Source organism: Arthrobacter sp. Leaf69 (assembly GCF_001422645.1).
Taxonomy (GTDB): Bacteria; Actinomycetota; Actinomycetes; order Actinomycetales; family Micrococcaceae; genus Arthrobacter.
In genome coordinates this window covers 229,292-255,273 of the sequence record NZ_LMLR01000011.1, presented here as the reverse complement: position 1 = coordinate 255,273, position 25,982 = coordinate 229,292, and the positions used below count along the sequence as shown (strand labels likewise).

The following is a 25,982-nucleotide window of genomic DNA, read 5'->3' as shown; positions in this document are numbered from 1 at the left end:
GGCAACGGATCACCGGCTTTCTGCGCGCCCGTTGTCCGGCTCCGGTGCGTACCGCAGCAGCACGACGCCATTGCCGAAGGTGCGGCTCCCCAGCAGCCGCAGCGGCGTCATGGCTTCTGTCGTCTGGAACAGCGGCTTGCCTTGTCCGATCACTACCGGGTGGACATAGATCCGGTACTCGTCGATCAAGCCGAGCCGCCGGAAGGCCGCCGAGAGGTTGGCGCCGCCAAGCGCGAGGTCACCGCCGTGCTGCCCCTTCAGTTTCACAACGTCCTCGACGACGACGTCGCGCACCACCTCGGTATTCCATCCGGCCTCCGCGAGGGTCCTGGAGTAGACGATCTTGGGCATGTCCCGCCAGATCCGGGCGAACTCGATCTCGGGGGCCGTGCTCGAGGGGTCCTGGTCCGCAGTCGGCCAATACCCGGCCATTAGCTCATAGGTGACGCGGCCGTCCAGGAAGGCCCCCATATTCCGGAGCTCTTCATTGAAGTGGCTGTGCAGTTCGTCATCGACCCGATGCCAGCTCAGATCCCGGTCCGGACCCTCCATGAATCCGTCCAGGGATACCTGCATCATCAAAATGACCTTGCGCATGGCGGCTCCTATACTGGGCTGAGGGGCTGCGATCCAGCGTACGCCGCTACGGGCGGCCCTGACAGGGGCCGGGAAAGCCCGACGCCGGGAGGCACCATGTCCGCTGGACCGGCGCTTCTGCGGACCGGACTCTTGCGCTCCGGCCGGGGCGGGGGCACAATGCAGGAAATTTGAAGCCGCGCCGCGGTACGTTACGAAGAAGGACGAGTATGCCTGTGAACCCGCGTGTGGCGTCAGCCGAGGTTGCGCTCCCGCCGACGTGCAGGGGTTGAGTCCGATGGATTCTTCTGAACCTAGCCGGCACTCCAGCAGCGGCCGACATGCACCGGAGCCGGCCCAGGGGACCCACGGGATCCGGCGTTTTGGCGGGATCCGCCCGCAGTTCCTCATCGTGCTGGTGACCGTCCTCGGCCTGATCCTGGCGGCGGGTGTGTATGCCACCATCCAGGCCAGCTCGCCAGTCGATGCCGGCGCTCCGCCGGCAGCGTCCGTTTCCGCCTCTGCCCGTGCCGCGGGAGCGGCGTCGGCAGTATCGCCGTCAGCCACCGCTCCGACGCCGACGCCGACGCCGACGCCGACGCCCACCGTCGTACCTCCCAGCATCGGACCTGCTCTGGACGCGCAAATCACTGCGGTCATCAAGGCCAACAGCGCCTACGGGCTCGGTGTGGCCCTCATCGATATGGCCGATGGAAAGGTGCACACCTACGGGGCGACGGACAAGTTTGTGGCTGCCAGTACCGGGAAGATCCTCGCCGCAGCGGCCTACTACCATATGGTGGAAACCGGCCAGGCGTCGCTGGCGGCCCCGATGGGGGCGTCCACCGCTGGCCAACAGATCCGGCAGATGGTCCAGCAAAGCAATAACGACTCCTGGGCATTGATTCTCGCTGCCATCGGCCACCAGGGACTGACAGACTATGCCGCGTCACTGGGCATCCCGTATGACCGGACCGTGAACGCGCTGACTCCGGCAGAGATGGCGAGGACCCTGTCAGAGCTGTACAGCGGCCGGTTGCTTAATGCCGGACACACGGCTCAGTTGCTGTCCTACATGCAGAACACCAACTACGAAGTGCTGATCCCGGCCGCCGTGCCGCCCGGGGTCGCCGTCTTCCACAAGTACGGTCTGCTGTTCGGCAATCTCCACGACGCCAGCATTCTGGTCAAGGGGAAACGGGCGTTCGTGTTTGTGGTCTACACGCTGGGCCAGGACATGTCGGACATGGCTGCACGGACCCGCGTCATCCACCAACTCACCGGCACAGTTACCGCCGGACTCTTTTAGCTGTGCTCGTTTAACTGAGCTCCGTTCCGCAACAGGACACACAATCGTAGGTTGGAAAGGGAGGTGAATGCCATGAAAGCATCACAGGGAGACCGCATCATCATCCGTGGCACCACGGTCGAGTCATCGGACCGGCACGGGGAAATACTGGAGGTCAAGGGGGCTGACGGAGCCCCGCCGTATCACGTCCGGTTCGACGACGGCCACGAGACCATCCTGTTCCCCGGCGGCGACTTCGTCGTCGAACACGGCAAGGCCGACTGACGCTACTAGAAACCGGATGAGCTGCCGGAGCCGGAGAAGCTGCCGCCGCTGCCGCCGTATCCTGTGGTGCTGCCGCCTCCGCCCCGGGCACTGCTGACACTGTGGACACCGGTGGTAAATCCCGAGTTGAAGGTAGGCACGGAGAAAAAGTAGTACGCGGGATACACGGTCCCCAGGATGCTGGGTTCGTAGGCCCGCCCGTACTTCGCTTTCCTCCCGGCCTGCGCGCTCTCCATATCCCTGCGCATCAGGGCGGCTTCCTTCTCGTTCCTGGCGAAACCATCGATGACGGTGTCGGCGTGGTTCTTGAGCAGCTCTGACAGGTGCGTGCGCGCGTCGCGCAGCCGGTCCAGTGCGGTCTCCGGCGTGATCGCGCCGTCGGCGAGTTCCGCGGTCCACCGTTCGATGTCCCGGTGGCTTTGGTCCCGGAAGGAGCGCAGGGCTGCCGCAGTGGCGGAGTCGCCCTCAGCATGGTGCTTGCTCAGCATCTGTTCGATCGCAGCCAGGTCAGCGCGGTAGGGAGCCAGTTGCCGGTCCCAGGCGGGAGCCCAGGCGGAGGCCCGGTTCAGCAGGGCGTTGGTGTCCGCGATGACGTCGTCAAGGGCGTCCAGCTCGGCAGCGGCGTCGGCGTAGCTCCGGACCAGCTTCAGGTTCGGCCGCCTGCTGAGGCCCCTGGGCGTGAGGGCATGGACCTGGTTGGCCAGGCCGGTGGCGGTGTTGTACTTCGCCATAAAGGTCCGGTGCTTCTCCAGCACGGTGCTGCCGTAGCGGGAGGCTTCCGGGATGGTGCCCGCGTTGAGCTCCGTGACCTGGAGATCCATGCTGACGTTGGAGTAGCTGGCGTCGCCGCGGGCCAGTTCCCTGCGGCAGCTGACCCTGGTCCGCCAACGCACGATCAGCCAGGTGGCGGCGCCCGCGACGGCGGCTGCCACGGCGGTCCACGCAGCGACGAGGAAGGCCGTGGACCGGTACCACGGCTGGTTGATCAGTTCGGCGCCCCGCTGGATACCGGCGATGGTGCCCTCCGTCCACTGGGCATCGCGAAGCAGTTCCTTGGAAGCGTTCTGGATGTCCTCGCGCTGTTCGAGTGAGACCTTACGGTCCTCACCCATGTAGGTCCCCACCTGCCGGCCCACCGGGTCCAGGGCGAAGATGAAGAGTCCGTCCGCCCATTTCTGCCCGTCCCCGCTGATCCACTCCGGATGCTCGGCCCGGGCAAACCGAAGGACTTCTTCATTGAGGTTGGCCGAGGCCGAGCCGTTGTACGTGTAAACGGCCACCTTGGTGGGCTGGTAGAACTCGATCGCCTGTACGGCCGGCAGGAGTGTGTTTTCGTCCAGGACCCCCGCCCGGTCCTCCACGACAATGCCGACCGGCGTGACGGCCAGCGCCGCCGGCGCCGTGCCCACCAAGCCGATCACTGCCAGCAGGAGGACACCGAGGACTTTCCGCACGATTCCCATTTCCTGAGCGTAGTGCCTGCCGCGGGCCGCGTCGACGCTGCTGCCCCTGCGGTCCCGGCGCGGTGCCCGGGCCCGAAGGGCAGCAGCGTCGCGGCCGGCTCGCTGCGCTCACGGGTGTCCGAAGGCAGCGAAACAGCAGGTCAGGGCGGAATGGGGCCAAACGGCACAGTGACGGCCGACGCTCCCTGCCCCATACTGACGGCATGAGTCCCGTGGCGAACGACCCCGAGCCCAACCAACCCCCGCAGGACGGTCCAGCGCCGAACGAGCCCGCGCCGAACGCACCCGCGCCGAACGCACCCGCGCCGAACGAACCAGCGCCGAACGAACCAGCGCCGAACGAACCAGCGCCGAACGAACCAGCGCCGAACGACTCAACGCCCGCGGCACGCCACCGGCCGGACCGGACCCTGCTCGCGATTGTCGCCGCCATCGCCGTGCTGGTAGTCGTCGCCCTGATCGTCGTGTTCACCCGGGGGGAGCCGGCGCCCGTGGACGAGTCCACGCCCGCCGGCGTAGTCCAGCGGTACTCCGCCGCCGTGATCGCCGGGGACGAAGCGGCCGCGGCCGCCTACCTCACCGACGCCGCCAAGAACCGCTGCAACAACCTGGAATCGGCGCCCGCGGACAACCTCCGCGTCACCCTCGTCTCAACCACTGAACGCCCCGCATCCGCGGACGTCAAGGTGCTGATCACGGTCTCCGAGGCCGGCGGGCCGTTCGGGAGCGCCGAGTACCAGATCGAGGACGTCTTTGACCTCGTCAAGACGGGGGACAATTGGCTCATCAACAGCGCCCCCTGGCAACTGACGGTGTGCCCGGATCCGGCGGTGAAGCGATGACCGCTGAATCCGTCGTGGGCTCGGCCCAGCGGACCGTCCGCCGCCTCATCACTTACCTGCTGCTCTTCGCCCTCGTGGTGATCGCCGCCGTCGGACTCAGCGGGCTGCTGGCCCGGCTCCTGGCTGGGGGTACCGAGTTGGCCACCGGGGATGTGGCCGGGCTGGCGCGCTCGTTGGCGTTCGCCCTGATCGGCGGACCCCTCGCGGCGCTGCTCTGGTGGGCCGTCTGGCGGCGCCTGGACGACGAAACAGAACGGGCGTCCATCGGCTGGGGCCTGTATGTGACGGGCATGTACGTGCTTGCCTTGGTGCTGGCGACGAGCAACCTGCTGAGTACGCTGACCACGCTGATCGGCGGCCAGTCGCTGCAATGGCGACTGTCCCTGGCCACCGGGCTGGTGTGGGCCGCCGTCTGGGTCTGGCACCGGTGGATGTGGCGGCATCCCCGCAGGCGGCCGCTGGATCTGCTGGACGTTCCCACCGTGCTGGGGAGCTACATCGGGCTGGTGATAGGGGTCAGCGGGGCCGTCACCGCCCTGTCCACCCTGCTGGACGCCGCCCTGCGGGGGGCGCTGGCCGCCGCGACGGTGGGTAAGCCCTGGTGGGTGTCGGCGCTGCAGTCCCTCGTTTGGGCAGTGGGCGGCGGGCTGGTCTGGTGGTGGCACTGGAAGCACGACGGCGGCCGGCGGTTGCGCGGCGATCTCGCCAGCGTCGGCCTCATCGCCGTCGGGGTCCTCGGCGCCGGCGTGCTGACCCTTGGCGGTGCGGGCGTCGCCGTGTTCGTCCTGCTGCGGCTCGCCTTCGACCGCACTGAACCGATGGACCAACTGCTTGAGCCGCTGGCGCCGGCGATCGCCGCCGCAGCGATCGGGTCACTGGTCTGGGTGTACCACCGCGGGCTGGCTCGGGAAAGTTCGGAAGCCATCCGGCAGGGGAGCCGGCTGGTGACGTCCGGCGTCGCCCTGGTGGCCGCGGCCTCCGGGATCGGCGTGATCGTGAACGCAGCCCTCGCCATGGCGGCCTCCCCGCTTGCGGGCTCCAGCGCACGCACCCTCTTGCTCGGCGGCATCAGCTCTCTCCTGGTTGGCGGGGTGGTGTGGTGGCTCAGCTGGAAGCCCCTGCAGAAGCGCACCGCGGCGACGTCCGGTCCTGCCGGCGGTTCCGGCAACTGGCAGAACGCGCGCCGGATATACCTGATTGTGGTGTTCGGTCTGAGCGCTGTGGTCGCCGTCGTCACCCTGCTGGTCATCGGCTACCGGATGTTCGGGTACTTCCTGGGCGACGTCTCGGGCGGCAGCGTGGTGGACAGGATCCGGGCCCCGCTCGGGTTGCTGGTCGCCACCGGCCTCGTCGCGGGATATCACTTCGCGGTGTGGCGCCGCGAGCGTGCCGTCACCGGGGCAGCCCAGCCCGCCCGGAAGCAGACTGTCGGTCACGTCGTCCTGGTCACCGGCACCGATCCGGCACCGCTGCACCGGGTCATCGAGGACACCACCGGAGCCAGGGTGACGGTGTGGCGGCGGGCCGACGTCGGGCCGGGTCCAAATGCCGGTCCCGACGCCGGCAGGCTGGCCGCGGAACTGGCCGGGAAGCTCCAGGGCGTGACCGGCAGGCAGGTGCTGGTGACAGTCGGGCCGGACGGCAGGATCGATGTGATTCCGTTCCGGGGTTGAGCGGGCGGAATCCTTGTCCTACTCCAGGTCGAAGGTCCTCTTGTAGCTCCTCACGGCGTTGGTGACCGTGGGGAAGAAGTGGTCCGGACCAAACCTGCTGCTGACGCCGAACTGGATCAGGCGGTCCTTGATGGGTCCTTTCATCTCGGCGAACACCAGGCTGATCCCGCGTTTCGCCAGTTCATCATCGAGGGCCACAAGGTCATCCAGTGCAGTGGTGTCCAGGCCGGTGATCGCCTCGGACGCCACGATCACCCACCGCACCGGTTGCGAAGCGTCGGCCACGAGCGAACGGATGTGTTCGGTGAAGACTGCCCCGTTGGCGAAGAAGAGCGGGGCGTCGAAGCGTGCGATCACAAGTCCGGGGACGCGCTGCCCTTCGGGGTGCCGGCCAAGGTCGTGGTAGCCGGGGATGTCGCCCACGCTGCCCAGTTCGGTGCGGTAGGGGTCCACTGCGCGGAGCACAAAGGCGATCAGCGACAGGCCGATAGCAACCACGATGCCTTCGAGCACACCCACAAACGCTACGCCCAGGAAGGTGGCCACCAGCAGGGCGGCCTCGGTCCGGCTCATCTTGAGGAGCCGGCGGAGCGTCGTCACATCGAGGATCGACGCCGCGGCAACCATCACGACGCCGGCCAGGACACTGGAGGGCAGGAAGGTGGTGACGCCGGGCGCCGCGACCATAAACAGCACCACCAGGGCGGCGGCAATAGCTCCGCTCAGCGGGCTCTTGGCGCCCGCCTCGAGGGCGATCGGGGTCCGCGAGGTGCTGCCGGAAATCGGAAAGCCGCCAAAGAAGCCGCTGGCCACGTTCGCCGCGCCGAGCGCACCCATCTCCTGGTTCCCGTCCACCTGGACACCGCTCCGGGCAGCGAAGCTCTTGGAGAGGACCGACGTGTCGGCAAAGGCAATCAGGGCGATGCCGGCCGCCGGACCCAGCAGTGAGATGACGTCGTCCACGCTGATTCCGCCGAGGGCGGGCGCGGGCAGGCCGGGGGGCAGGGCTCCGACGGTGGGGAGCGCCCCCGTCAGGTCCAGGACGGCCGTCAGCGCCGAGGCCGCCACGACGGCGATCAGCACGCCGGGGAGCCTCCACGGCAAGAAGCGGCACCCAACGATGACGGCGATGGTTCCGGCACCAAACAGCAAAGCGAGGGGATTGATGGCACCCTGGGCGACAGCCTGCGCGGTGCCGGCGGCGCTGTTGACCAGTGAGCCGGCGGGGGTTGGAATGCCGAGCAGCTTGGGCAGTTGGCTCAGCATGATGACCAGGGCGATTCCGTTGAGGTAGCCCACCCGGATGGGCTTGGACAGCAGCCCGGTGACGAAGCCCAGTCTGAAGACCCTGCCGGCCAGGAGAAGGCCGCCGATCACCAGCGCCAGCACGCCGGCGAGGGCCACAGCGCGGTCCGGATCCGTGCCGGCAAGAGGCAGGATGGCGGCAGCGATCATGGGCGCCAGGCTGGAGTCCGGGCCGATAATCAGGACACGGGAGGGGCCGAACACGGCGTAGGCGAGCAGGGGGATGACGGAGGCGTAAAGTCCCGTGACCGCCGGAAGCCCCGCGGCCTCGGCATACGCCATACCCGCCGGAATGAGGAAAGCGCTCAGGGCCGCCCCCGAGGCAAGATCGGATTTCAGCCAGGGACGCTCATAGTCCCGCACCATCCTTAGGCCCGGCGGGAGGGGTGGTGTCCAGGCTCGGCGCATGGTGGCCCGTGGCTACGCGGCTGGGGACTCGGCGTCGTCGGCCGCGGGAGCGTCCTGGCCGTACTCCGCTGAAATGAGGATGGGAAGGTGGTCCGAGGCCCCACGTGGCAGGGTCTCAACACTCTCGATGTTGAGGCCCTGCGAGGTGGCGAAGTCAAAGTGGCCCTTGAACACCTTGTACCGCGTGTAGGTCCGGCGGTCGCTGAGCGTCAGGTCGTAGCCCGCGTCCTTCATCTGGGCCGTCAGGTTCTTGGTGAAGAACGGGTAGTTGAAGTCGCCCACCATCAGCGACATCAGGCCGCCGCCCATGCTCATCAGCTCCGCGTGCGCGGCGTGGATCTGGTTCCGCCGGAGCGAGTTGGAGGCCGTCAGCGGGGCCGCGTGGAACGACGCGATGACGAGGTCGTGGTCCGTCTCGTTATCGATCACCCGGGTGCCGATGAGCCGCTCGTGCGCGGGGGAGAGGACGCGGTCATGCAGCGACTTCTTCAAGGCGAAGGTCTTTGTTTCGAACGCCCTGAAACGGTCCATCCGGTAGTAGATCGCCAGGCCCAGCCGGTTGCCCTTGGTGGCGTCTGCAAGGTGCAGATCACCAATAGTGTCCGGCAGGTCGTTGGTGTCGCACTCCTGCAGACACAAGGCATCAATCTCAAAATCGCGGGCCAGATCAACCAGCTCACCGCTGGCATGGTGCTTACGCAGGTTGTAGCTGATGACTCGAATCAGGGGAACACCTCTTCGGTGGATAGTCGCGGACAGTCTGATTCCGAGTCTACCCAGTCCGGCCGGACGCGAGGGAACAGCGGCCCCTGGTCCGGGCGGCGCCACGCGTTTGACGCTGCGGATTGTGTCTGGCGACGCGGATTGCGCTTGACGCTGCGGATTGTGTCTGGCGACGCGGATTGCGCCTGGCGCTGCGGAGCGGCCCTGCCGCTACCCGAATTCCGGTAACGACAGGGTTCCTGCGTGTCGCGTGGCGGTTCGCGTAGCGCAGCGGGACCATGGCGGGAATATGAGTCGCGGCTATCGCAAACCCGGGCCCGTCGCGGGCGCGCAGGCGATAGTGTGTTCTGGGATTACCAGCCACGCGAAAGGGCAGACAGTGACGACTGCGGAACTACCGGTGCTTGCCGACGGCGATTTCTACTACGAGGTGCTGGGCGGAGGGCGTTTCCGCTCCACGATCCACGCCCAGGGGGCCTGGAACGAGCACGAACAGCACATGGCACCTGCCTCCGGCATCATGGCGGACTGCCTGGAGCGGCACGAACCGCGGGACGACATGCGGATGGCACGCCTGAGCTATGAGATCCTCGGGCTGATCCCCGGCGGCGAGTTCGAGGTCATCACCACTACGCTCCGCCCGGGCCGGACCATCGAGCTGGTGCAGGCCGAACTGGTCGCGGAGGGGCGCGTCGCCATCCGTGCTACGGCCTGGCGGATGATCATGTCCGACACGGGCGCGATCGCGGCGTTCGAGGACCCGCGGATTCCCGCGCCGCAGGTATGCGAACCGTATGACGCCGCGAGCATCTGGCCGGGCGGCTACATCGCTTCGCTGGAAATGAGGATTGCCGACGGGCACCGCGCGGGTTCAGGGACGGTCTGGCTGCACACGGAACACCCGCTAACGGACCGGAAGGACAGCAGCGACCTGTCCCGTCTGATCGGACTGGTGGACACCGCCAACGGGATCGCCGCCCGGGTTCCGCCGGGCAAGGGCAGCTACGCGTTCCCCAATCTGGACCTTCAAGTGCACATGTACCGCCGCCCCGAAGGGGAATGGCTGGGGCTGGACAACGAGGTCTCTTTCGGCACGGACGGAATCGGCCTGACCTCGACTGTGCTGCATGACCTCCAGGGCCCCTTCGGCCGCGCCGAGCAGATCCTGACGCTTCGGAAGTCTTAGGTCATGACTCCTAAGTGAAGTGCGCATGACCCAGGAGGGTCATGCGCACTAGGGGGAGCCGGGATCCGGCTCCGTATGTCCGTCGCGGCGGTCAGCCGAGTTGGTCAGTCGCGACGGTCGCGACGGTCGTCCCGCCGGTCGCCGCGGTCGTCCCGACGGTCCTCACGGCGGTCGCCACGACGGTTAATCCCGTGGGCGACGACAATTGCTCCGCCAACGGCGGCGGCGGTCCGGCGCCTGCGTCGTGCTGCGAGTGGCATGTCAGCTTCCTTCCTTAAGTGCTTCGGGCGTCTGGGTTTCGTCTTCGGCTTGGGCGTCCGCTTCGAAAGCGGCGATGACGGCCTGGGTCGGGATCCGGCCGCTGGCCACGAGCTGGCCCCCGGCCTTGCGGATGGCCGAGCCGAAGGGGGCTGCCCACAGGTTCTCCCAGACGAGCACCGCGGCGGAGTGGCCGGGCTCAATGGTGGCGGCCAGGTCCATGACGTCCTGCTCCGAGAGCACCATGGCCAGTTCGGCCTCGGCCATGCGCACCTCGCCGAGCTGGCCCTCCTCGAGGTCGGAGATCTCTGCCGTCTCGAGCGTGCCGTCCTCGGTCTTCCTCAGGAACACCATGTCGAGCACCCTAACGAGCTCACGCTTGACCAGGTCATCCAGGAAAGGGGCGATCTGGCCGTTGCCGAAGTTCGGCCCCGGGAACTCCACGACGATCCAGTCCACGGGCCCTAGTTCATCCAATGTCTCAGCCATGCTGAAGCCTCCGTTCTTGTTGGGTACAAGGCGATCCGATGGACCGCAGCAGCTCCAGTCTGTGCCTCCGGTGAGGTGCGGCGCCTCATCCGCGCCGGGTGACCTCGCCTCCCGTTTCGGCATTGAGGACAGTAGGGGCCGAGGCAGGAGAATGGTTCCTGACTTGCGGGCTACGGCCCTGTGTGAAGGACGGTGCCGCCCAGTTTCTTCTCAAGGCGTTTCGGGTCGGCGGTTACTACGGTCCAGTTCTTGCCGACATTGATCGAACGTTGCCCAACAGGCCTCCAGAACTCCAGCTGCGACTCCAGAGTCACCTCGGTGGAGTAGACAGCCAGGGACAAGTCCTCGCTGCAGCTTCCCGAGGAGGTGGAGAATTTGGAAGGGGGCCTGTCCAAGACCAGCTCCGGGCACAGCAGGCCAGCGGATTCAACAGCTTTCTTCAGGTCGCCAATCGTGCCGTATGTTCCACCATCCGCCGGCGGCGTGACATCGGCAGAAGAACATGACCCCAGGCCGAGGGCGATGATGGCCACGGCAGCGCCGCCAGTAAATCGGTACTTCATATCTGCTCCCCCATCAGAAAGCTTTTCCATATAAGAAGCGCCCCTCAGACATGAGCCGTCTGGGGGCGGGATCCCTTGTGGCGCGGTCCCTAGTGGAAGACCAGCCAGCCGACCACTGTGGCCAGGCCCGTCAGCACGGCGCCCCAGGCGATGTCCGCGACCACGATGATGAGCGGCCAGTTCTTCAGGGTCGCCGCGTTGGTGAGGTCATAGGTGGCGTAGGCGAAGGTGCCCAGTGCGGCGCCGTAACCGAGCGCCGTGAGCCAGCTGCCGCCGTCGAGCGCGGGCTGGAGGGCGAAGAAGACGATTCCTGCGATGTACAGGACGTAGAAGGCGACGGCGTACCCTAGATTGGGCTTGTCCGCCATGAGGTGCCCCAGATGGTTCCGGTAGAACTTGCTCATCGACTTGAGCCAGACAGAATCGATGACGGCGAACGCGGCGGCTACGACGAGGAATTGCAAGATGACCATAAGGGAGCATAACAACATGCCGGAGGCCGCGGTGGCACCACGGACGCTGACGATTTTCCGGCAGGAGTCCTCCCTGGGCGCCGCCGGGGATCTGGACCTCGCGTTGGAACTCCTGCGGAAAGTCAAGACCGGCGAAGTGGGCCCGATGCTCCGGTTCTACCGGCCGGCACCCACCGTGGCCTTCGGCCAGCGGGACACGCACCTGCAGGGCTTCGACGCCGCGGCGCAGGCCTGCCGCGAACTGGGCTTCGAACCGCTGGTCCGCAAGGCCGGCGGCCGCGCTGCCGCGTACCACGAGGGGACCCTGGTGATCGATCATCTGGAGCCGGACCGGGACGCGATCGCCGGGGCCAAGGGGCGCTTTTCCTTCTTCGGCGAGCTGCTGGCCCACGCCCTCCGGAGCGCCGGAGTGGACGCCGCCGTGGGGGAGATCCCCGGCGAGTACTGCCCCGGCGAATTCAGCGTCCACGGCCAGGACCCGGCGCTTCCGCAGCACCAGCTCAAGCTGATCGGGACGGCGCAGCGGGTGGTGGCCGGCGGCTGGCTGTTCAGCTCGGTCATCGTGGTGGAGAACTCTGCCCCGATCCGCGCGGTGCTCGAGGCCAGCTACGCCGCCCTGGGCCTGGACTGGGATCCGGCCACGGCGGGCGCCGTCAACGACCTCGTCCCGCACCTGGACATGGACGCCATCGAGGCGGCGGTGACCGCCACTTACGCCCGCTACGCCGCCCTGGAGTACGGCGACTTCGGCAGCCTGCTCGGCTAAGACCGGCAACGAGGAAGGCCGGGCACCCCGAGGTGCCCGGCCTTGCTCACTGGCTCGGTTGTGACCGCTGCAGCCTAGTGGCCCCGGGCGATCCATTCCTCGAGCTGCGGGGCCTCGGCGCCGACAGTCGTCGGATCGCCGTGACCGGTGCGCACCACGGTGTCCGCCGGGAGCGTCAGCAGACGGCTCCTGATGGACTCGATGATGGTGGGGAAGTCGCTGTAGGACCGGCCCGTGGCGCCGGGGCCGCCCTGGAACAGGGTGTCGCCGCTGAAGACGGTGCCCTCGCTGGGCAGCGAGAAGCACATGGAGCCGGGGGAATGCCCCGGTGTGTGCAGCGCCTGGAGCCGGGCGCCGGCGGCGTCGAACGTGTCGCCGTCCTCGATCGCGTGGTCCGGTTCGGTTCCCGGGAACACGCGCTCCCACAGCATCCAGTCCTCGCGGTTGAGGTACACCGGAGCGTCGACGCGCTTCCGGAATTCGCCGACGGCGGCGATGTGGTCATCGTGGCCGTGGGTCAGCAGGATGGCGGTGACGGTCCGTCCGGCAACGGCCGCCTCGATCGCGTCGGCGTCGTGGGCAGGGTCGATCACGAGGCATTCCGCGTCATTGCCCACGATCCAGACGTTGTTGTCGACGTCCCAAGTGCCGCCGTCGAGCGAGAACGTGCCCGAGGTGACCAGCCGGTCGATCCGGAGCCCGTCTGCGCGGCCGCTCACAGTTCCACCACCGAGCGGAGCACCGAGCCGGAGTGCATTTTGTCGAAGGCTTCCTCGATCTGGTCGATCGTGATGCGCTCCGTGACGAACGCGTCCAGGTCCAGCTTGCCCTGCCGGTAGAGGTCGATCAGCATGGGGAAGTCGCGCGAGGGGAGGCAGTCGCCGTACCAGGAGGACTTGAGCGAACCGCCGCGGCCGAAGACGTCCAGCAGCGGCAGGTCCAGGGTCATCTCGGGGCTGGGGACACCGACCAGAACCACCGTGCCAGCGAGGTCGCGGGCGTAGAACGCCTGTTTGTACGTCTCGGGACGGCCGACGGCGTCGATCACCACGTCGGCGCCGAAGCCGCCGGTCAGTTCGCGGATCGCCTCCACGGGGTCGACGGCGGAGGAGTCCACGGTGTGGGTGGCGCCGAGGTCCTTGGCGCGGTCGAGCTTCTTCGAGTCGATGTCGACGGCGATCACGGTGGTGGCGCCGGCGAGCGCTGCGCCGGCGACGGCTGCCACGCCCACACCGCCGCAGCCGATGACCGCGACCGAATCGCCGCGTTTGACGTTTCCGGTGTTGATGGCGGCGCCGATGCCTGCCATTACGCCGCAGCCGAGCAGCCCGACGGCGGCCGGGTCAGCCTCGGCGTCGACCTTGGTGCACTGACCTGCGGCGACGAGGGTCTTCTCGGCGAAGGCGCCGATGCCGAGCGCCGCGCTGAGTTCGGTGCCGTCCTCGAGCGTCATCTTCTGGGTGGCGTTGTGCGTGTTGAAGCAGTACTGCGGCTGGCCCTTGGCACAGGCACGGCACTCGCCGCAGACGGCGCGCCAGTTCAGCACGACGCGGTCGCCGGGGGCGACTTCGGTGACGTCCGGGCCAACGGCGCTGACGACGCCGGTGGCCTCGTGGCCGAGCAGGAACGGGAAGTCGTCGTTGATGGCGCCCTGCTTGTAGTGCAGGTCGGTGTGGCAGACGCCGCAGGTGAGGATGTCCACGAGGGCCTCGCCGGGTCCGGGATCCGGGACCAGGATGGCCTCCAAGGTGACGGGTGCGTTCTTGGAACGGACTACTGCGCCTTTGACTTTATGGACCATGGAAATAGCTCCTCTGCTCTTGTCGCGGTTCTCATCGCAAGACTCTATGCCGCGAGACTTTGGTCGTGGGACTTGTGTCGCAAACTTTGTCGTGCAACGTCTGGTGGACAGTCACTGTCCGGTGCACAAATCAATTTCTGGTGCACAGTCAGTTTCTGCTGCACAACTGGAAGCGGCGCGGCCCCCTTGGGAGGCCGCGCCGTCGTCGTTATCGGTTCACAAAACGGCCTTAGGCCGCGAGGCGGCTCTTGACCTCTGCCGCAGAGGGGTTGGTGGCCGCCGTGCCGTCCGGGAACAGCACGGTGGGGACGGTGCGGTTGCCGCCGTTGAGCTTCTCCACGAGATCTGCGGTGCCGTCAACTTCTTCGATGTTGATCTCGGTGTACCCGATGCCCTGGGCGTCCAGCTGCTTCTTCAGGCGGTTGCAGTAGCCGCACCAGGTGGTCGAAAACATGGTGATGGTGCCGGATTCGGGGGTGAAGTCCACGAAGTTCTCCTCAAAGCTGGTTGACGGCGCGCGGTGGCAGCGCCGTTGCCGACAAACGCCGCCGGCACAATTAATACGTCACTCCCAATAACCGTAACCCGGGGACCGGTATTCCCGCAGAATGCGCTAGCCGCTGCGGATGACAGGGCTTGGACGCGGTGGCATGCTGGTGCCATGTGTGGACGCTACGTGATGGCCCGGGCCGTCGGAGACCTGCTGGCCGAGTTCGACGCCGGGCTTGAGGAGGAGATTGCGATCCCGCCGTCGTGGAATGTGGCCCCGACGGCGGACGTGCCGATCCTGCTGGAACGGCTGGTGGAGGGTCAACCGGTCCGGCAGCTGCACATCGCCCGCTGGGGGCTGGTGCCGTCCTGGGCCAAGGACCCGGGGATCGGCTCGAAGATGATCAACGCCCGCAGCGAGAGTGTGCTGGAAAAGCCGGCCTTCCGGAAGGCCACCCGCGCCCGCCGCTGCGCCGTCCCCGCCGACGGCTACTACGAATGGAAGGGCGAGGGGCGCGGCAAGCAGCCCTATTACGTGCACCCGCGGGACGGGCGCCCGATTGTGTTCGCGGGGCTCTACGAATGGTGGAAGGACCCGTCCCGGGCGGAGGATGACCCGGGGCGCTGGCTGCTGTCGACGTCGATCATGACCACCGACTCGCCGCCGGAGGGCTACGCCGGCGGAATGCTGGCCGAACTCACGGCCCTGCACGACCGGGTGCCGCTGCCGATGGACCGGGAGACGATGCAGGCGTGGCTGGATCCGCAGGCCGACGATGCCGCCGGACTGGTGGACCTGGTCCGGGCCGGCGCGCACGACGTCGCGGAGGGCTGGACGATCGACGCCGTCGGCACCGCCGTCGGGAACGTCAAGAATGACTCCCCAGAACTGATCGAGCCGGTGGGGAGCTTGTTCTAGCCGGCCGGTGTGGCGGTAGCTGGTGGGGCTGGGGTGCTAAGGGCAAAACTGTAGAGAGCTGCAGAGCGAATCCGTGCTTTACAGCTCTCCGCACACCGGCTCGAATAGCGTGCCGCCGTGTACTCCAAGTCACATTAGCGTCGTCGACGAACCCCTCAACAGGGCCTTTATGCCCTTGGCCCAGCGTTGCAGTCAGCCTAGTTGCGGTGTTGGATCCGGCCGGAACCAACCGGGAAGTGGAATCCTGACTTGATGACTAGCGTTTTGATCCGTGAGGCCGTCCCCGGCGACGCCACGGACTTTGCCTCCTCCCAGGTTCTGGCCTGGCGTGCGGCCTACGCGGGCATTCTTGACGCCGGCTACCTTGCCGGCATGGACGTCGAACGGCTGACGCAGGGTTGGACCAGGATTCTCGGGGCTCCCAATCACGACGTCCGTCGTCTTACGCTGACCGCCAGCGGCATCGCAGTGGGCTGGTCCGGATTCGGGATGCCGCGTGATGACGTTCCCGAGGGCACCGGGGAACTTCACGCATTGAATCTGCATCCGGACTATTGGTCCCGGGGCTTGGGGTCTGTTCTGTTCCTGGCGTCCGTGGAGGGGCTTCGCTCCATGGGGTACCGCCGCGCGTATCTCTGGGTCGCGGACGGCAACAGCCTCGCCATCCGCTTCTACGAAAGGCATGGCTGGTGCCAGGACGGCACGACCAAAGAGGATGCTCGCTTTGACCCGCCGTTGTTGGAGCGCAGGTTGTCTGTGTCCCTTGGTTAGGAACGTCAGAGCGTCACTTTCCCGCCGCCGTCGACCGTCCAGTTGGGGTTGAAGGCAACCTCCCAGCGGTAGCCGTCGGGGTCGGCAAAATAGCCGGTGTAGCCGCCCCAGGGCTGGGTCTTCGGTTCGGCGATGATGGCAGCGCCGGCCGCTTCGGCCTCCGCCATCACCCAGTCGACCTCCGCCGTGCTGCCCAGGTTGTGGCTCAGTGTGATGGTGGGAATGCCGGCCGGGGGATCGGTGGCGGCTTCGGCCTGCATCTGCCCGGCGTCCCAGAGCGAGAGGAGCAGGCCGTGATTGGCCTGGATGAACAGGACCTCGCCCCGGACTTCCCGGTGGACGGGCCAGCCCAGGCCATCTACATAGAAGCTGCGGGAGGCGTCAACACTGCGGACACCCAGTGAAATTAAATCGACTCGTGGCTGCATCATTCGATACTGTCATGCACATGTCCACAAATCACCAAGATGAAAAAGCTGCCAAGGCCGACCGGGAGCAGCTCGCCGCTGTGCGGGTGGCCGTGGACGAGGTGGATGAGCAGATCGTGTCGCTGATCGGCCGCCGCGAGCGCCTGATCCGGATCGCCGGAACCCTCAAGGCCGATAGCGCCGAGGTGCGCGCCCCCGGGCGTGTGGAGCGGGTCATCGAACACGTCCGCGCCACAGCGGAACAGAAGGACATCGACGTCGAACTCGTTGAGAAGACCTACCGGGCCATGATCGACGCTTTCATCACGCTTGAGCTGGAAGTCTACAAAGCCAGCTCCTAGGGCGCGGCGGCTTAGAGGGCTTCCTCCACCGGGACGTTCGCCTGGTACTCGCGGCCGTCACAGTCGCTGAAGGCCGTCATGAGGTGCCCTTTGGTCAGGCCCATGATGGTGCTGATGGGAAAGTAGCCGGTAATGGTGCTGCCGGAGTGCTCCACACCTTTGAGGTCGAAGTTCTCCTCCGTGCCGTCATGGCTGAAGCAGTAGAAGGACACGGCCTCCCCGTTCATGAACTCGATTCCCATTCGTCGTTGGTGGGAATGATCCGGGGTTGCTGCAACGAGTCCCACCACGTAGGCGCCCTGGCCGGGGATGTTTCCGTCTATATCGAACTTCGCCACCAAGGATGTGTCCTCAGCGGCGATGCTTACGTTCTTCAGAAGTGCGTTATGGGAGCTCATGGATCAATCCTGCTACCTGTGCCTGCGTCCGTCCACCCCTGATCTAGGTTTTGCCCCGGCACCGTCGTAGACTGGAACTATTCGAATACATGTTCGAATGGATGCTGGCTGCTATTGCCAGATTGTTCTGCCAGATTGTTCTGACAGATGGTTCTTACACATGGTGTGGTCCGGGAGGCGCGATGGGCATGTTCAGCGAGTCGGTGGACGTCGTGTGCGCGCCCTCCGGCCAGCCCCTGGAGCTTAATTGGGCGGGCCGCCACTACACCGTCTGCGCCGAACCAGTCCGCTGGTATGAGCGGCGCCAATGGTGGGCGGAAGAGCGGCGGGCGCCGCTGGGGAGCGGCCCCGGCCTCGTGGACCACGAAATCTGGCGGGTCCAGGTGCGCCGGGCAGATTCCCCCGACCAGGAAAGCCTCACCCTTGACCTGACCCGGCACGTGGGCAGCGGACGCTGGCGCCTGCTGCGGATCCATGACGCCCTGCTGCCGTCCCGGAAGCCCGAATCGGCATGAGCTTCACCCATCTCCATGTCTCCACGGCCTTCAGCGCCCACTACGGGGTCTCCTGGCCGGAGGAACTGGCCGCCGCTGCGGCCGCGGACGGGGCGACGGCGCTCGCCTGCACGGACCGCGACGGCCTCTACGGGACGGTCAAGCACCTGAAGGCCTGCATGGCGGCCGGGCTGGACCCGGTCGTCGGAGTGGACCTGGCGGTCTTTGACGACGACGGCGACCTCCGCACCCAGGTGGGCGGACGCGTCGTCGTGCTGGCCCACGGGCACAACAGCGGCGCCGGCTACCGTGCGCTGTGCCGGCTGATCTCCGATGCGCATGCCCGCACCACGGGCAAGGCCGGGGGAGCGGTGCCCGTCGCCGTCACCCGGGCCGAGCTGGCCTCCCGCACCCTGCACCCGGAAACACTCAAGCCGGTGTTGACCGTGCTGATCGGACCCGGCTCCGACGTCGGACGTGCCATGGGAGGGCGGCGCTACCTGCGCCCCCGCACCCTGTTTAAACGCTGGCTCGACGCCATGCCGCCAGGAACCGTCGCCGCCGAGGTGGTCAGCCAGCTCAGCCCGCCCGGGGAGCCGCTCAGCACCGCCCATGCGGTGCGGATGCTCAAGCTTGCCGCCGAGCACAGTGTTCCCGCCGTGCTGAGCAACGCCGTACGGTATGTGGCTGAGGACGGAGCGGCCACCGCGGATGTGCTGGATTCCGCCCGCACCCTGAAGTCGCTGCCCGAACTCTCCGCTGCCCCGCTGCTGCAGCCCAACGGGCAGGCCTGGCTCAAATCCGCGGCGCAGATGCTCCAGCTCGGCAAGGAGATCATGCACGCCGCCGGGTACGGCGCCGCTGACCTGAAAAACCTGTTGGCACAGACCGAGGCGCTCGCGGACCGCTGCCGGATGGACCCGGTGACGGACATGGGATGGAAGCAGCCCGTGGTGCCGGAAGCCTCGGTGATTGGCATCGCCGGGGACGCGCTCGCGGAGCTCACACAGCGCTGCGAGGCCGGCATCGGCAGGCGGTTCCCGGGGATCACGGGCAAACCCGCCGAGGAACTGCGCTCGCGGCTGGAACACGAACTGAGGATTATCGACAGCCTGGGCTTCGCCGCGTACTTCCTGACCGTGGCCGAGGTTTCCCGGATGATCCAGGCCATGGGAGTCCGGGCGGCGGCCCGCGGTTCGGGGGCATCCAGCCTGGTCAACTACCTGATCGACGTCAGCCAGGTGAACCCGCTGCAGCACGACCTCATCTTCGAGCGCTTCCTCTCCCGGGACCGCGCCACCCTGCCGGACATCGACATCGACGTCGAAAGCGCCGAACGGCACAACGTGTACCGGAAGATTTTTGAGCGCTTCGGCTCCGAGCGCGTCACGCTGATGAGCATGCAGAACGGCTACCGCGCTCGCGGTGCCGTGCGCGACGCCGGCCTCGCCCTGGGCATGGAGGAAGGGGAGATCGGTGACATCGCCAAACAGCTGTGGCGGTTCTCGGCCCGGAACTTCCGCGAAGCCCTCGAGGAGAAACCCGAGCTGAAGGAATTCGCCGGCCGGGTGGGGCAGCGCGACTTCAGCGGGAACCAGCAGCTGGACCTGTTGGTGGACCTCACCGAACGGCTGGACCGGCTGCCGCGCCATATCTCCATGCACCCCTGCGGGGTCATCCTGGGGGACGCCACCCTTCTGGACCGTACGCCCGTGCAGCCCAGCGGACTGGGCCTGCCCATGAGCCAGTTCGACAAACACGACATGGACCCCATGGGCATGCTGAAACTCGATGTCCTGGGCGTCCGGATGCAAAGCGCCATGGCCTTCGCCGTCCGGGAGGTCATCCGCCTGCATCCTTCCAAAGCCGAGGTGGTGGCCGCAGGCGCCCACCCGGCAGGGCCGGACGGGACAGGCCCGGACTACATCGCCGAGGACGGCAGCATCGACCTCAACGCCGTCCCGCTCGACGACGAACCCACCTATGAGCTGATCCGCAGCACCCACACCCTGGGCTGCTTCCAGATCGAATCCCCCGGGCAGCGGGAGCTCATCGGCAAACTCGCGCCCCGGGAGTTCAACGACCTCATCATTGACATCTCCCTGTTCCGCCCGGGCCCGATGAAATCGGACATGGTCCGGCCCTTCCTGGAGCACCGCCACGGCTTCGCCCCCGAGGTCTATCCGCACCCGGACCTCAAACCCGTCCTCAAGGAGACGCACGGCGTTACTGTGTTCCATGAACAGATCCTGAAGACCTTCGACGTCATGACCGGCTGCGGGCTGGCGCGGGCGGACGAATTCCGCCGCGCTCTCGGCAACGACGGGCTGGAAGGCCGGGTGGAGGAGTTTTTCCGGAAGGAGGCACGTGCCCGGGGGTACAGCCCCGAAGTGGTGGACAAGGTCTGGGGGACACTCAAGGCCTTCGGCAGCTTCGGGTTCTGCAAAGCCCACGGCGCCGCCTTTGCAGTGCCCACCTACCAGTCGGCCTGGCTCAAGACCCACCACCCGGAGGCCTTCCTCGCCGGGCTGTGGGAACACGATCCGGGCATGTATCCCAAGCGGCTCCTCGTCGCCGAGGCGCGGCGGCTGGGAATCCCCATCCTGCCCCTGGACATCAACCGGAGCCAGGCCGAGTACCGGGTGGAACGCGTGGCCGCCGGCCCGGACCGTGGCAAGCTGGGCATCCGGCTGAGCCTGAACGGCATCTACGGGCTCTCGGGAACCGAGCTGAAAAGGATCGTGGCAGGACAGCCCTACGACTCGCTCGCGGACCTGCGGGCCAGGTCCCGGCTGAGCAAACCCAGCATCCAGCGGCTGGCCCAGCTGGGGGCATTTGACTCCCTGCACCGGGCCTCCGGCGGGGCCGCCAACCGCGCGGACCTGGTCCATCACCTGCAGACCCTGCAGAGCCGGCCGCACCGGAAAGGTATCGACGTGATCGACGGGCAGCTGTCGCTGCCGCTGGGCGACGTCGAACTGAAGAACCTCAAGGCTGTGCTGCCCGCACCCACTCTGGTGGATACCGTCCGGGCCGAGCTGGACCTCATGGCCGTGGACGTCAGCGACCACCTGATGGCCAGCCACCGGCCGCTGCTGGACCGTCTTGGCGTCACCACCGCGGACAAGCTGCTGGCGTTGCGCAACGGCACTGAGGTGCTGGTGGCCGGGGTCCGCGTCGCCACCCAGACCCCGCCCATGCGGGGAGGCCGCCGCGTGGTGTTCATCAGCATCGACGACGGCACGGGCTGCGTGGACTCCGTCTTCTTCCATGAAGCGCAGGAGCTGGCCGGGCCGCTGCTGTTCGGCACCCGGCTGCTGCTGATCCGGGGGACCACCCGGCGGACCGGGCCGCGGGGGATCAGCATCAGCGCCAGCATGGCCTGGGACCTGAGCCGCACCGAGACCCTGCCGTTCCCGGTCCCGGCCTCCGGCATCCCGGATTACCCGGAACTCCAGCCGCCGGGACCCCTTGACGGCATCAGCCGTAACCTCGCCATCACCGGGCTGGGAGGCTGAGCGGGGCGTTGGTTGGCCTCTTCAGAAACAGATAGCATGGACGAGGCTGGCTGTGGTCCCCGTACGCCACAAGCTACGAAGCCTTAACTTTGAATAGGAGACACCCGTGTCAGATGCCCAGCAGATCACCCTTCTCGTCGATGGCGAAGAGACCAAGGTGACTACCGGGACCACCGGCGCGGAACTCTTTTTTGAGCGCCGCGACGTCGTTGTGGCCCGCATCAACGGCGAGCTGAGGGACCTGGACCATCCGCTGCCGGAGGACGCCACGGTCGAGGCCGTCACCATCGATTCCCCGGACGGCCTCAACGTCCTCCGCCACTCCACGGCCCACGTGATGGCCCAGGCCGTGCAGCAGCTGCGTCCGGACGCCAAGCTTGGCATCGGCCCGTACATCACCGACGGCTTCTACTTCGACTTCGACGTCGCGGAGCCGTTCACCCCGGAAGACCTGAAGACCCTGGAAAAGATGATGCAGAAGATCATCAACCAGAACCAGAAGTTCGTCCGCCGCGTGGTCACCGAGGACGAGGCCCGCGAGGCCATGAAGGACGAGCCGTACAAGCTCGAACTGCTCGGCAAAAAGAACGAGGCTGCCGACGCCGGCGAAGGCGTCAATGTCGAGGTCGGCGCCGGCGACATCACCATCTACGACAACGTGGACCGCAAGAGCGGGGACAGCATCTGGTGCGACCTCTGCCGTGGCCCGCACCTGCCCAACACGAAGCTGATCTCCAACGCCTTCGCCCTGACCCGGTCCTCGGCCGCCTACTGGCTGGGCAACCAGAACAACCAGCAGCTGCAGCGCATCTACGGCACCGCCTGGCCCACCAAGGACGCCCTCAAGGCCTACCAGGAGCGCATCGCAGAGGCCGAACGCCGCGACCACCGCAAACTCGGCGCGGAACTGGACCTGTTCTCCTTCCCGGATGAGCTGGGCTCCGGCCTGCCGGTGTTCCACCCCAAGGGCGGCATCATCCGCAAGGCCATGGAGGACTACTCCCGCCAGCGCCACGTGGATGCCGGCTACGAGTTCGTCTACACGCCGCACATCACCAAGGGCCACCTCTACGAGGTCTCCGGTCACCTCGACTGGTACAAGGAGGGCATGTTCCCGGCGATGCACATCGACGCGGAACTGAACGACGACGGCACCGTCCGCAAGCCCGGCCAGGATTACTACCTGAAGCCGATGAACTGCCCCATGCACAACCTCATCTTCCGCTCCCGCGGCCGGTCCTACCGCGAACTGCCGCTGCGATTGTTCGAATTCGGCTCCGTCTACCGCTACGAGAAGTCCGGCGTGGTGCACGGCCTCACCCGGGTGCGCGGCATGACCCAGGACGACGCCCACATCTACTGCACCCGCGAGCAGATGAAGGACGAGCTCACCGGCACGCTGAACTTCGTGCTGGGCCTGCTCAAGGACTACGGCCTGGACGACTTCTACCTGGAACTCTCCACCAAGAACCCAGACAAGTTTGTCGGCGACGACGCCGCTTGGGACGAGGCCACCCGCACCCTCGCCGAAGTGGCCGAGGCCTCCGGCCTGGAGCTCATCCCGGATCCGGGCGGAGCCGCGTTCTACGGCCCCAAGATCTCCGTCCAGGCAAAGGACGCCCTCGGCCGCACCTGGCAGATGTCCACCATCCAGCTGGACTTCAACCTGCCCGAGCGCTTCGAACTCGAGTTCCAGGCCGCGGACGGCACCCGCCAGCGCCCGGTTATGATCCACCGCGCCCTCTTCGGTTCCGTGGAACGGTTCATGGGCGTGCTCACGGAGCACTACGCCGGTGCCTTCCCGGCGTGGCTGGCTCCCGTGCAGGTGGTCGGCATCCCCGTGGCCGAGGCGTTCAACGACTACATGTTCGACGTCGTCGGCCAGCTCAAGGCCGCGGGCATCCGGGCCGAGGTGGACATTTCCTCGGACCGTTTCCCGAAGAAGATCCGCACGGCCAGCAAAGACAAGATCCCGTTCGTGCTGATCGCCGGTGGAGACGACGCCGACGCCGGCGCGGTGTCCTTCCGCTTCCGTGACGGCAGCCAGGACAACGGCGTGCCGGTGGCCGAGGCCGTGCAGCGGATCGTCGACGCCGTCCGCAACCGGACCAGCTAGCGGACAGGGAAGAACTAGGCATGCAGGACACCACAGGGGCCGCTCCGGAGCATCCGGGGGACGACGGCGTGACCGACGACTTTGGCCTGGCCGGAGTGCCGGACGCGTTCCAGCGCCTGTGGACTCCGCACCGGATGGCGTACATCAAGGGCGGGCAGCACCAGTTCAAGAACGTGGACGACTGCCCCTTCTGCGTGGCGCCGGAACGCGAGGATGACGATTCACTGATCGTCTACCGCGGACGGACCAGCTACGTCGTGCTCAACCTCTTCCCGTACAACCCGGGCCACCTGCTGGTGTGCCCTTACCGGCACATTCCCGACTACACGGACCTGACCGTGGAGGAAACGGCTGAATTCGCCGAGCTGACCCAGACGGCCATGCGCGTTCTGCGCAAGGTCGCCAACCCCACCGGTTTCAACCTGGGCATGAACCAGGGCGTCACCGGCGGCGCGGGGATAGCAGGGCACCTGCACCAACATGTGGTGCCGCGCTGGGGCGGGGACGGGAACTTCTTCCCGATCATCGCCCAGACCAAGGCCATCACGCAGACCCTGGACGAGGTCCGCCAGCAGGTCGCGGAAGCCTGGCCGCAGGCGAACGGCGCGGGTCCGGCGAACGGCGCGGGTCCGGCGAGCGGCGGGGCGACGGATGCTCAATAGGCATGCGCGCGGTTTCTTCACCGCGCTGTTCTCCCCGCTTGCCCGCTGGCTGCTGCGGATCGGTGTGTCCCCGGACGCGGTAACCATCGTCGGAACTCTCGGCGTGGTGGTGGGTGCACTGGTGTTCTATCCGCTCGGCCAGCTCTGGTGGGGCACCATCTTCATTACCGCGTTCATCTTTTCCGACGTTATCGACGGGATCATGGCCCGGATGCAAAAGAGCGGCGGACGCTGGGGCAACTTCCTGGATTCCACCCTGGACCGGGTGGCCGACGGGGCGCTGTTCGCCGGCGTCGCGGTCTGGTTCTTCACCGGGGGCGACGACGCCGCGATCGCGATTGCCGCGGTCGTCTGCCTGGTCCTGGGCATGGTGGTGTCCTACGCCCGCGCCAAGGCCGAGGCGCTGGGCTTCCAGGCCAACGTGGGCATCGCAGAACGCGCCGAGCGGCTGGTGTCCGTCCTCGTGGTCACCGGCTTGACCGGACTGGGGCTGCCCACCGTTGTCCTGTTCGTGACGCTTTGCCTGCTGGCCGCGGCGAGCCTGGTGACGGTCATTCAGCGGATTATCACGGTGCGCAGGCAGTCACTCGAGGAGACCGAAGGCACGGAGACCGGACAGGCCGCCTGAGCACCCGCGTCCGGCGCGTCCCGCGGGGTGTAACCGGAATTCAACCCGCTCGCGCAGGGGACTAGTATTAGCATTACCGGCCAATGGATCCGGTAATCCGGTGTGTGCGAAGCGGCATTTGTGTGCCGTCCGCGCTCCGGCGAGGTCATCTATCTACCCATAGGGGTTTTTGTGTCTACACCTGATGTAAGCAGCGAAGCCGGCGCGTCCGCGAAGAGCGTTACGGGCAGCAACCGCGTCAAGCGCGGCATGGCGGAGATGCTCAAGGGCGGCGTCATCATGGACGTCGTCAACGTCGAGCAGGCCCGCATCGCTGAGGATGCCGGAGCCGTCGCAGTCATGGCGCTGGAACGCGTTCCCGCCGATATCCGCGCCCAGGGCGGCGTGTCCCGCATGTCCGATCCGGACATGATCGAAGCGATCATCGGCGCAGTGTCCATCCCGGTCATGGCGAAGGTCCGGATCGGCCACTTCGTCGAAGCCCAGGTCATCCAGACCCTCGGCGTCGACTACATCGACGAGTCCGAGGTCCTGACCCCGGCTGACTACGCCAACCACATCGACAAGTGGAACTTCACGGTTCCCTTCGTCTGCGGGGCCACCAACCTCGGTGAGGCCCTGCGCCGGATCAACGAAGGCGCTGCCATGATCCGCTCCAAGGGCGAGGCCGGCACCGGCGACGTCTCCAACGCCACCACCCACATGCGCCAGATCCGCGCCGAGATCAAGAAGCTCGCCGCCCTGCCCGAGGACGAGCTCTACGTCGCCGCCAAGGAACTGCAGGCGCCGTACGAACTGGTCAAGGAAGTTGCCAACACCGGCAAGCTCCCGGTGGTGCTCTTCACCGCCGGCGGCATCGCCACCCCGGCCGACGCCGCCATGATGATGCAGCTTGGCGCCGACGGCGTCTTCGTCGGCTCCGGCATCTTCAAGTCCGGCAACCCGGCCCAGCGCGCCGCAGCCGTCGTGAAGGCCACCACCTTCTTCGACGACCCGGAAGAGATCGCCAAGGCCTCCCGCGGCCTGGGCGAGGCCATGGTCGGCATCAACGTGGACGAGATCCCGCAGCCGCACCGCCTCGCCGAGCGCGGCTGGTAGCAAAACCAGAACACTAACGAC

Annotated in this window: 28 protein-coding genes; 15 read left to right on the top strand and 13 right to left on the bottom strand. The window is 66.9% G+C overall.

The window, feature by feature from the left end:
* Positions 1–9 precede the first annotated feature (9 nt).
* Complete coding sequence (locus ASE96_RS10645; protein WP_056429716.1) at positions 10–597, bottom strand: dihydrofolate reductase family protein; 588 nt, start codon at positions 595–597, stop codon at positions 10–12.
* Between the two features lie 277 nt (positions 598–874).
* On the opposite strand from ASE96_RS10645, the gene ASE96_RS10640 reads away from it, so the two are divergent.
* Together ASE96_RS10640 and ASE96_RS10635 are read left to right on the top strand one after the other, a co-directional pair.
* Positions 875–1,885: a serine hydrolase gene (locus tag ASE96_RS10640; RefSeq protein WP_082492682.1), complete on the top strand. Its 1,011-nt coding sequence runs from the start codon at positions 875–877 to the stop codon at positions 1,883–1,885.
* 72 nt (positions 1,886–1,957) lie between these two features.
* Positions 1,958–2,149 (top strand): DUF1918 domain-containing protein, encoded by a 192-nt coding sequence (locus ASE96_RS10635; protein WP_056430034.1) that lies wholly within the window; start codon positions 1,958–1,960, stop codon positions 2,147–2,149.
* A gap of 5 nt (positions 2,150–2,154) precedes the next feature.
* Here the strand turns inward: ASE96_RS10635 and ASE96_RS10630 are convergent, their stop codons facing one another.
* Positions 2,155–3,612 carry a DUF5129 domain-containing protein gene (locus ASE96_RS10630; protein ID WP_056429714.1) on the bottom strand — a complete coding sequence of 486 codons (1,458 nt, stop codon included), beginning with the start codon at positions 3,610–3,612 and terminating at the stop codon, positions 2,155–2,157.
* Between the two features lie 203 nt (positions 3,613–3,815).
* Between ASE96_RS10630 and ASE96_RS10625 the strand changes: the two genes are divergently transcribed.
* Together ASE96_RS10625 and ASE96_RS10620 are read left to right on the top strand one after the other, a co-directional pair.
* Positions 3,816–4,454: a hypothetical protein gene (locus tag ASE96_RS10625; protein ID WP_326952107.1), complete on the top strand. Its 639-nt coding sequence runs from the start codon at positions 3,816–3,818 to the stop codon at positions 4,452–4,454.
* Positions 4,451–6,127, top strand: coding sequence for a DUF5671 domain-containing protein (locus tag ASE96_RS10620; RefSeq protein ID WP_056430028.1), 1,677 nt, complete (start codon positions 4,451–4,453; stop codon positions 6,125–6,127). The genes ASE96_RS10625 and ASE96_RS10620 overlap by 4 nt, the downstream gene beginning before the upstream one ends.
* An 18-nt stretch (positions 6,128–6,145) precedes the next feature.
* Here ASE96_RS10620 and ASE96_RS10615 read toward each other — a convergent pair whose 3' ends face one another.
* On the bottom strand, positions 6,146–7,798 hold the full coding sequence (locus tag ASE96_RS10615; protein ID WP_235500207.1) for a SulP family inorganic anion transporter: 1,653 nt from the start codon (positions 7,796–7,798) through the stop codon (positions 6,146–6,148).
* A 54-nt stretch (positions 7,799–7,852) separates the two neighbouring features.
* Positions 7,853–8,563, bottom strand: a complete 711-nt coding sequence (locus tag ASE96_RS10610) for an endonuclease/exonuclease/phosphatase family protein (protein ID WP_056430025.1) — start codon at positions 8,561–8,563, stop codon at positions 7,853–7,855.
* A 379-nt stretch (positions 8,564–8,942) separates the two neighbouring features.
* On the opposite strand from ASE96_RS10610, the gene ASE96_RS10605 reads away from it, so the two are divergent.
* On the top strand, positions 8,943–9,749 hold the full coding sequence (locus ASE96_RS10605) for a thioesterase family protein (RefSeq protein WP_056429710.1): 807 nt from the start codon (positions 8,943–8,945) through the stop codon (positions 9,747–9,749).
* A 104-nt stretch (positions 9,750–9,853) separates the two neighbouring features.
* Here the strand turns inward: ASE96_RS10605 and ASE96_RS19165 are convergent, their stop codons facing one another.
* The 4 genes from ASE96_RS19165 to ASE96_RS10590 form a co-directional block, all read right to left on the bottom strand.
* Complete coding sequence (locus ASE96_RS19165) at positions 9,854–10,009, bottom strand: hypothetical protein (protein WP_156367563.1); 156 nt, start codon at positions 10,007–10,009, stop codon at positions 9,854–9,856.
* A gap of 1 nt (position 10,010) precedes the next feature.
* Positions 10,011–10,496, bottom strand: coding sequence for a DUF6325 family protein (locus tag ASE96_RS10600; protein ID WP_056429705.1), 486 nt, complete (start codon positions 10,494–10,496; stop codon positions 10,011–10,013).
* Positions 10,497–10,666: 170 nt separating this feature from the next.
* The gene (locus ASE96_RS10595) at positions 10,667–11,089 is read right to left on the bottom strand and encodes a hypothetical protein (protein ID WP_156367562.1); all 423 of its coding nucleotides are present in this window, start codon (positions 11,087–11,089) and stop codon (positions 10,667–10,669) included.
* Positions 11,090–11,148: 59 nt separating this feature from the next.
* Entirely contained in the window at positions 11,149–11,532 is a 384-nt protein-coding gene (locus ASE96_RS10590) for a DUF2177 family protein (protein WP_056429701.1), read from the bottom strand.
* 16 nt (positions 11,533–11,548) lie between these two features.
* Between ASE96_RS10590 and ASE96_RS10585 the strand changes: the two genes are divergently transcribed.
* Positions 11,549–12,298: a lipoate--protein ligase family protein gene (locus ASE96_RS10585; protein ID WP_056429699.1), complete on the top strand. Its 750-nt coding sequence runs from the start codon at positions 11,549–11,551 to the stop codon at positions 12,296–12,298.
* A 74-nt stretch (positions 12,299–12,372) separates the two neighbouring features.
* Here the strand turns inward: ASE96_RS10585 and ASE96_RS10580 are convergent, their stop codons facing one another.
* The 3 genes from ASE96_RS10580 to ASE96_RS10570 all read right to left on the bottom strand — a co-directional run bounded on the left by ASE96_RS10580 (position 12,373) and on the right by ASE96_RS10570 (position 14,661).
* Entirely contained in the window at positions 12,373–13,017 is a 645-nt protein-coding gene (locus ASE96_RS10580; RefSeq protein ID WP_056429697.1) for an MBL fold metallo-hydrolase, read from the bottom strand.
* On the bottom strand, positions 13,014–14,099 hold the full coding sequence (locus ASE96_RS10575) for an S-(hydroxymethyl)mycothiol dehydrogenase (RefSeq protein WP_056429695.1): 1,086 nt from the start codon (positions 14,097–14,099) through the stop codon (positions 13,014–13,016). The genes ASE96_RS10580 and ASE96_RS10575 overlap by 4 nt, the downstream gene beginning before the upstream one ends.
* Before the next feature lie 229 nt (positions 14,100–14,328).
* Positions 14,329–14,661: a mycoredoxin gene (locus tag ASE96_RS10570; protein ID WP_162238823.1), complete on the bottom strand. Its 333-nt coding sequence runs from the start codon at positions 14,659–14,661 to the stop codon at positions 14,329–14,331.
* Between the two features lie 99 nt (positions 14,662–14,760).
* Here ASE96_RS10570 and ASE96_RS10565 point away from each other — a divergent pair, with 99 nt between their 5' ends.
* Together ASE96_RS10565 and ASE96_RS10560 are read left to right on the top strand one after the other, a co-directional pair.
* Positions 14,761–15,507: an SOS response-associated peptidase gene (locus ASE96_RS10565; RefSeq protein WP_082492680.1), complete on the top strand. Its 747-nt coding sequence runs from the start codon at positions 14,761–14,763 to the stop codon at positions 15,505–15,507.
* Positions 15,508–15,759: 252 nt separating this feature from the next.
* Entirely contained in the window at positions 15,760–16,278 is a 519-nt protein-coding gene (locus ASE96_RS10560) for a GNAT family N-acetyltransferase (protein ID WP_056429689.1), read from the top strand.
* 5 nt (positions 16,279–16,283) lie between these two features.
* On the opposite strand, the gene ASE96_RS10555 is transcribed toward ASE96_RS10560, so the two are convergent.
* Complete coding sequence (locus ASE96_RS10555) at positions 16,284–16,706, bottom strand: VOC family protein (RefSeq protein WP_056430022.1); 423 nt, start codon at positions 16,704–16,706, stop codon at positions 16,284–16,286.
* 14 nt (positions 16,707–16,720) lie between these two features.
* Between ASE96_RS10555 and ASE96_RS10550 the strand changes: the two genes are divergently transcribed.
* The gene (locus ASE96_RS10550) at positions 16,721–17,047 is read left to right on the top strand and encodes a chorismate mutase (RefSeq protein ID WP_056429687.1); all 327 of its coding nucleotides are present in this window, start codon (positions 16,721–16,723) and stop codon (positions 17,045–17,047) included.
* An 11-nt stretch (positions 17,048–17,058) separates the two neighbouring features.
* Here ASE96_RS10550 and ASE96_RS10545 read toward each other — a convergent pair whose 3' ends face one another.
* Entirely contained in the window at positions 17,059–17,445 is a 387-nt protein-coding gene (locus ASE96_RS10545) for a hypothetical protein (RefSeq protein WP_056429686.1), read from the bottom strand.
* Between the two features lie 182 nt (positions 17,446–17,627).
* Between ASE96_RS10545 and ASE96_RS10540 the strand changes: the two genes are divergently transcribed.
* From ASE96_RS10540 to pdxS, 6 genes are all read left to right on the top strand, one after another.
* A complete protein-coding gene (locus ASE96_RS10540; RefSeq protein ID WP_056429684.1) occupies positions 17,628–17,960 on the top strand; it encodes a DUF6504 family protein in 333 nt (110 codons plus the stop codon).
* Positions 17,957–21,457 carry a DNA polymerase III subunit alpha gene (locus ASE96_RS10535; RefSeq protein ID WP_056429683.1) on the top strand — a complete coding sequence of 1,167 codons (3,501 nt, stop codon included), beginning with the start codon at positions 17,957–17,959 and terminating at the stop codon, positions 21,455–21,457. Before ASE96_RS10540 ends, ASE96_RS10535 begins: the two co-directional genes overlap by 4 nt.
* 106 nt (positions 21,458–21,563) lie before the next feature.
* Entirely contained in the window at positions 21,564–23,573 is a 2,010-nt protein-coding gene (thrS, locus tag ASE96_RS10530) for a threonine--tRNA ligase (protein ID WP_056429681.1), read from the top strand.
* A 20-nt stretch (positions 23,574–23,593) separates the two neighbouring features.
* Positions 23,594–24,235 carry an HIT family protein gene (locus ASE96_RS10525; protein WP_056429679.1) on the top strand — a complete coding sequence of 214 codons (642 nt, stop codon included), beginning with the start codon at positions 23,594–23,596 and terminating at the stop codon, positions 24,233–24,235.
* The gene (pgsA, locus tag ASE96_RS10520) at positions 24,225–24,863 is read left to right on the top strand and encodes a phosphatidylinositol phosphate synthase (protein ID WP_056429678.1); all 639 of its coding nucleotides are present in this window, start codon (positions 24,225–24,227) and stop codon (positions 24,861–24,863) included. The genes ASE96_RS10525 and pgsA overlap by 11 nt, the downstream gene beginning before the upstream one ends.
* Before the next feature lie 171 nt (positions 24,864–25,034).
* On the top strand, positions 25,035–25,961 hold the full coding sequence (gene pdxS, locus ASE96_RS10515; RefSeq protein WP_056429675.1) for a pyridoxal 5'-phosphate synthase lyase subunit PdxS: 927 nt from the start codon (positions 25,035–25,037) through the stop codon (positions 25,959–25,961).
* Positions 25,962–25,982: the final 21 nt, after the last annotated feature.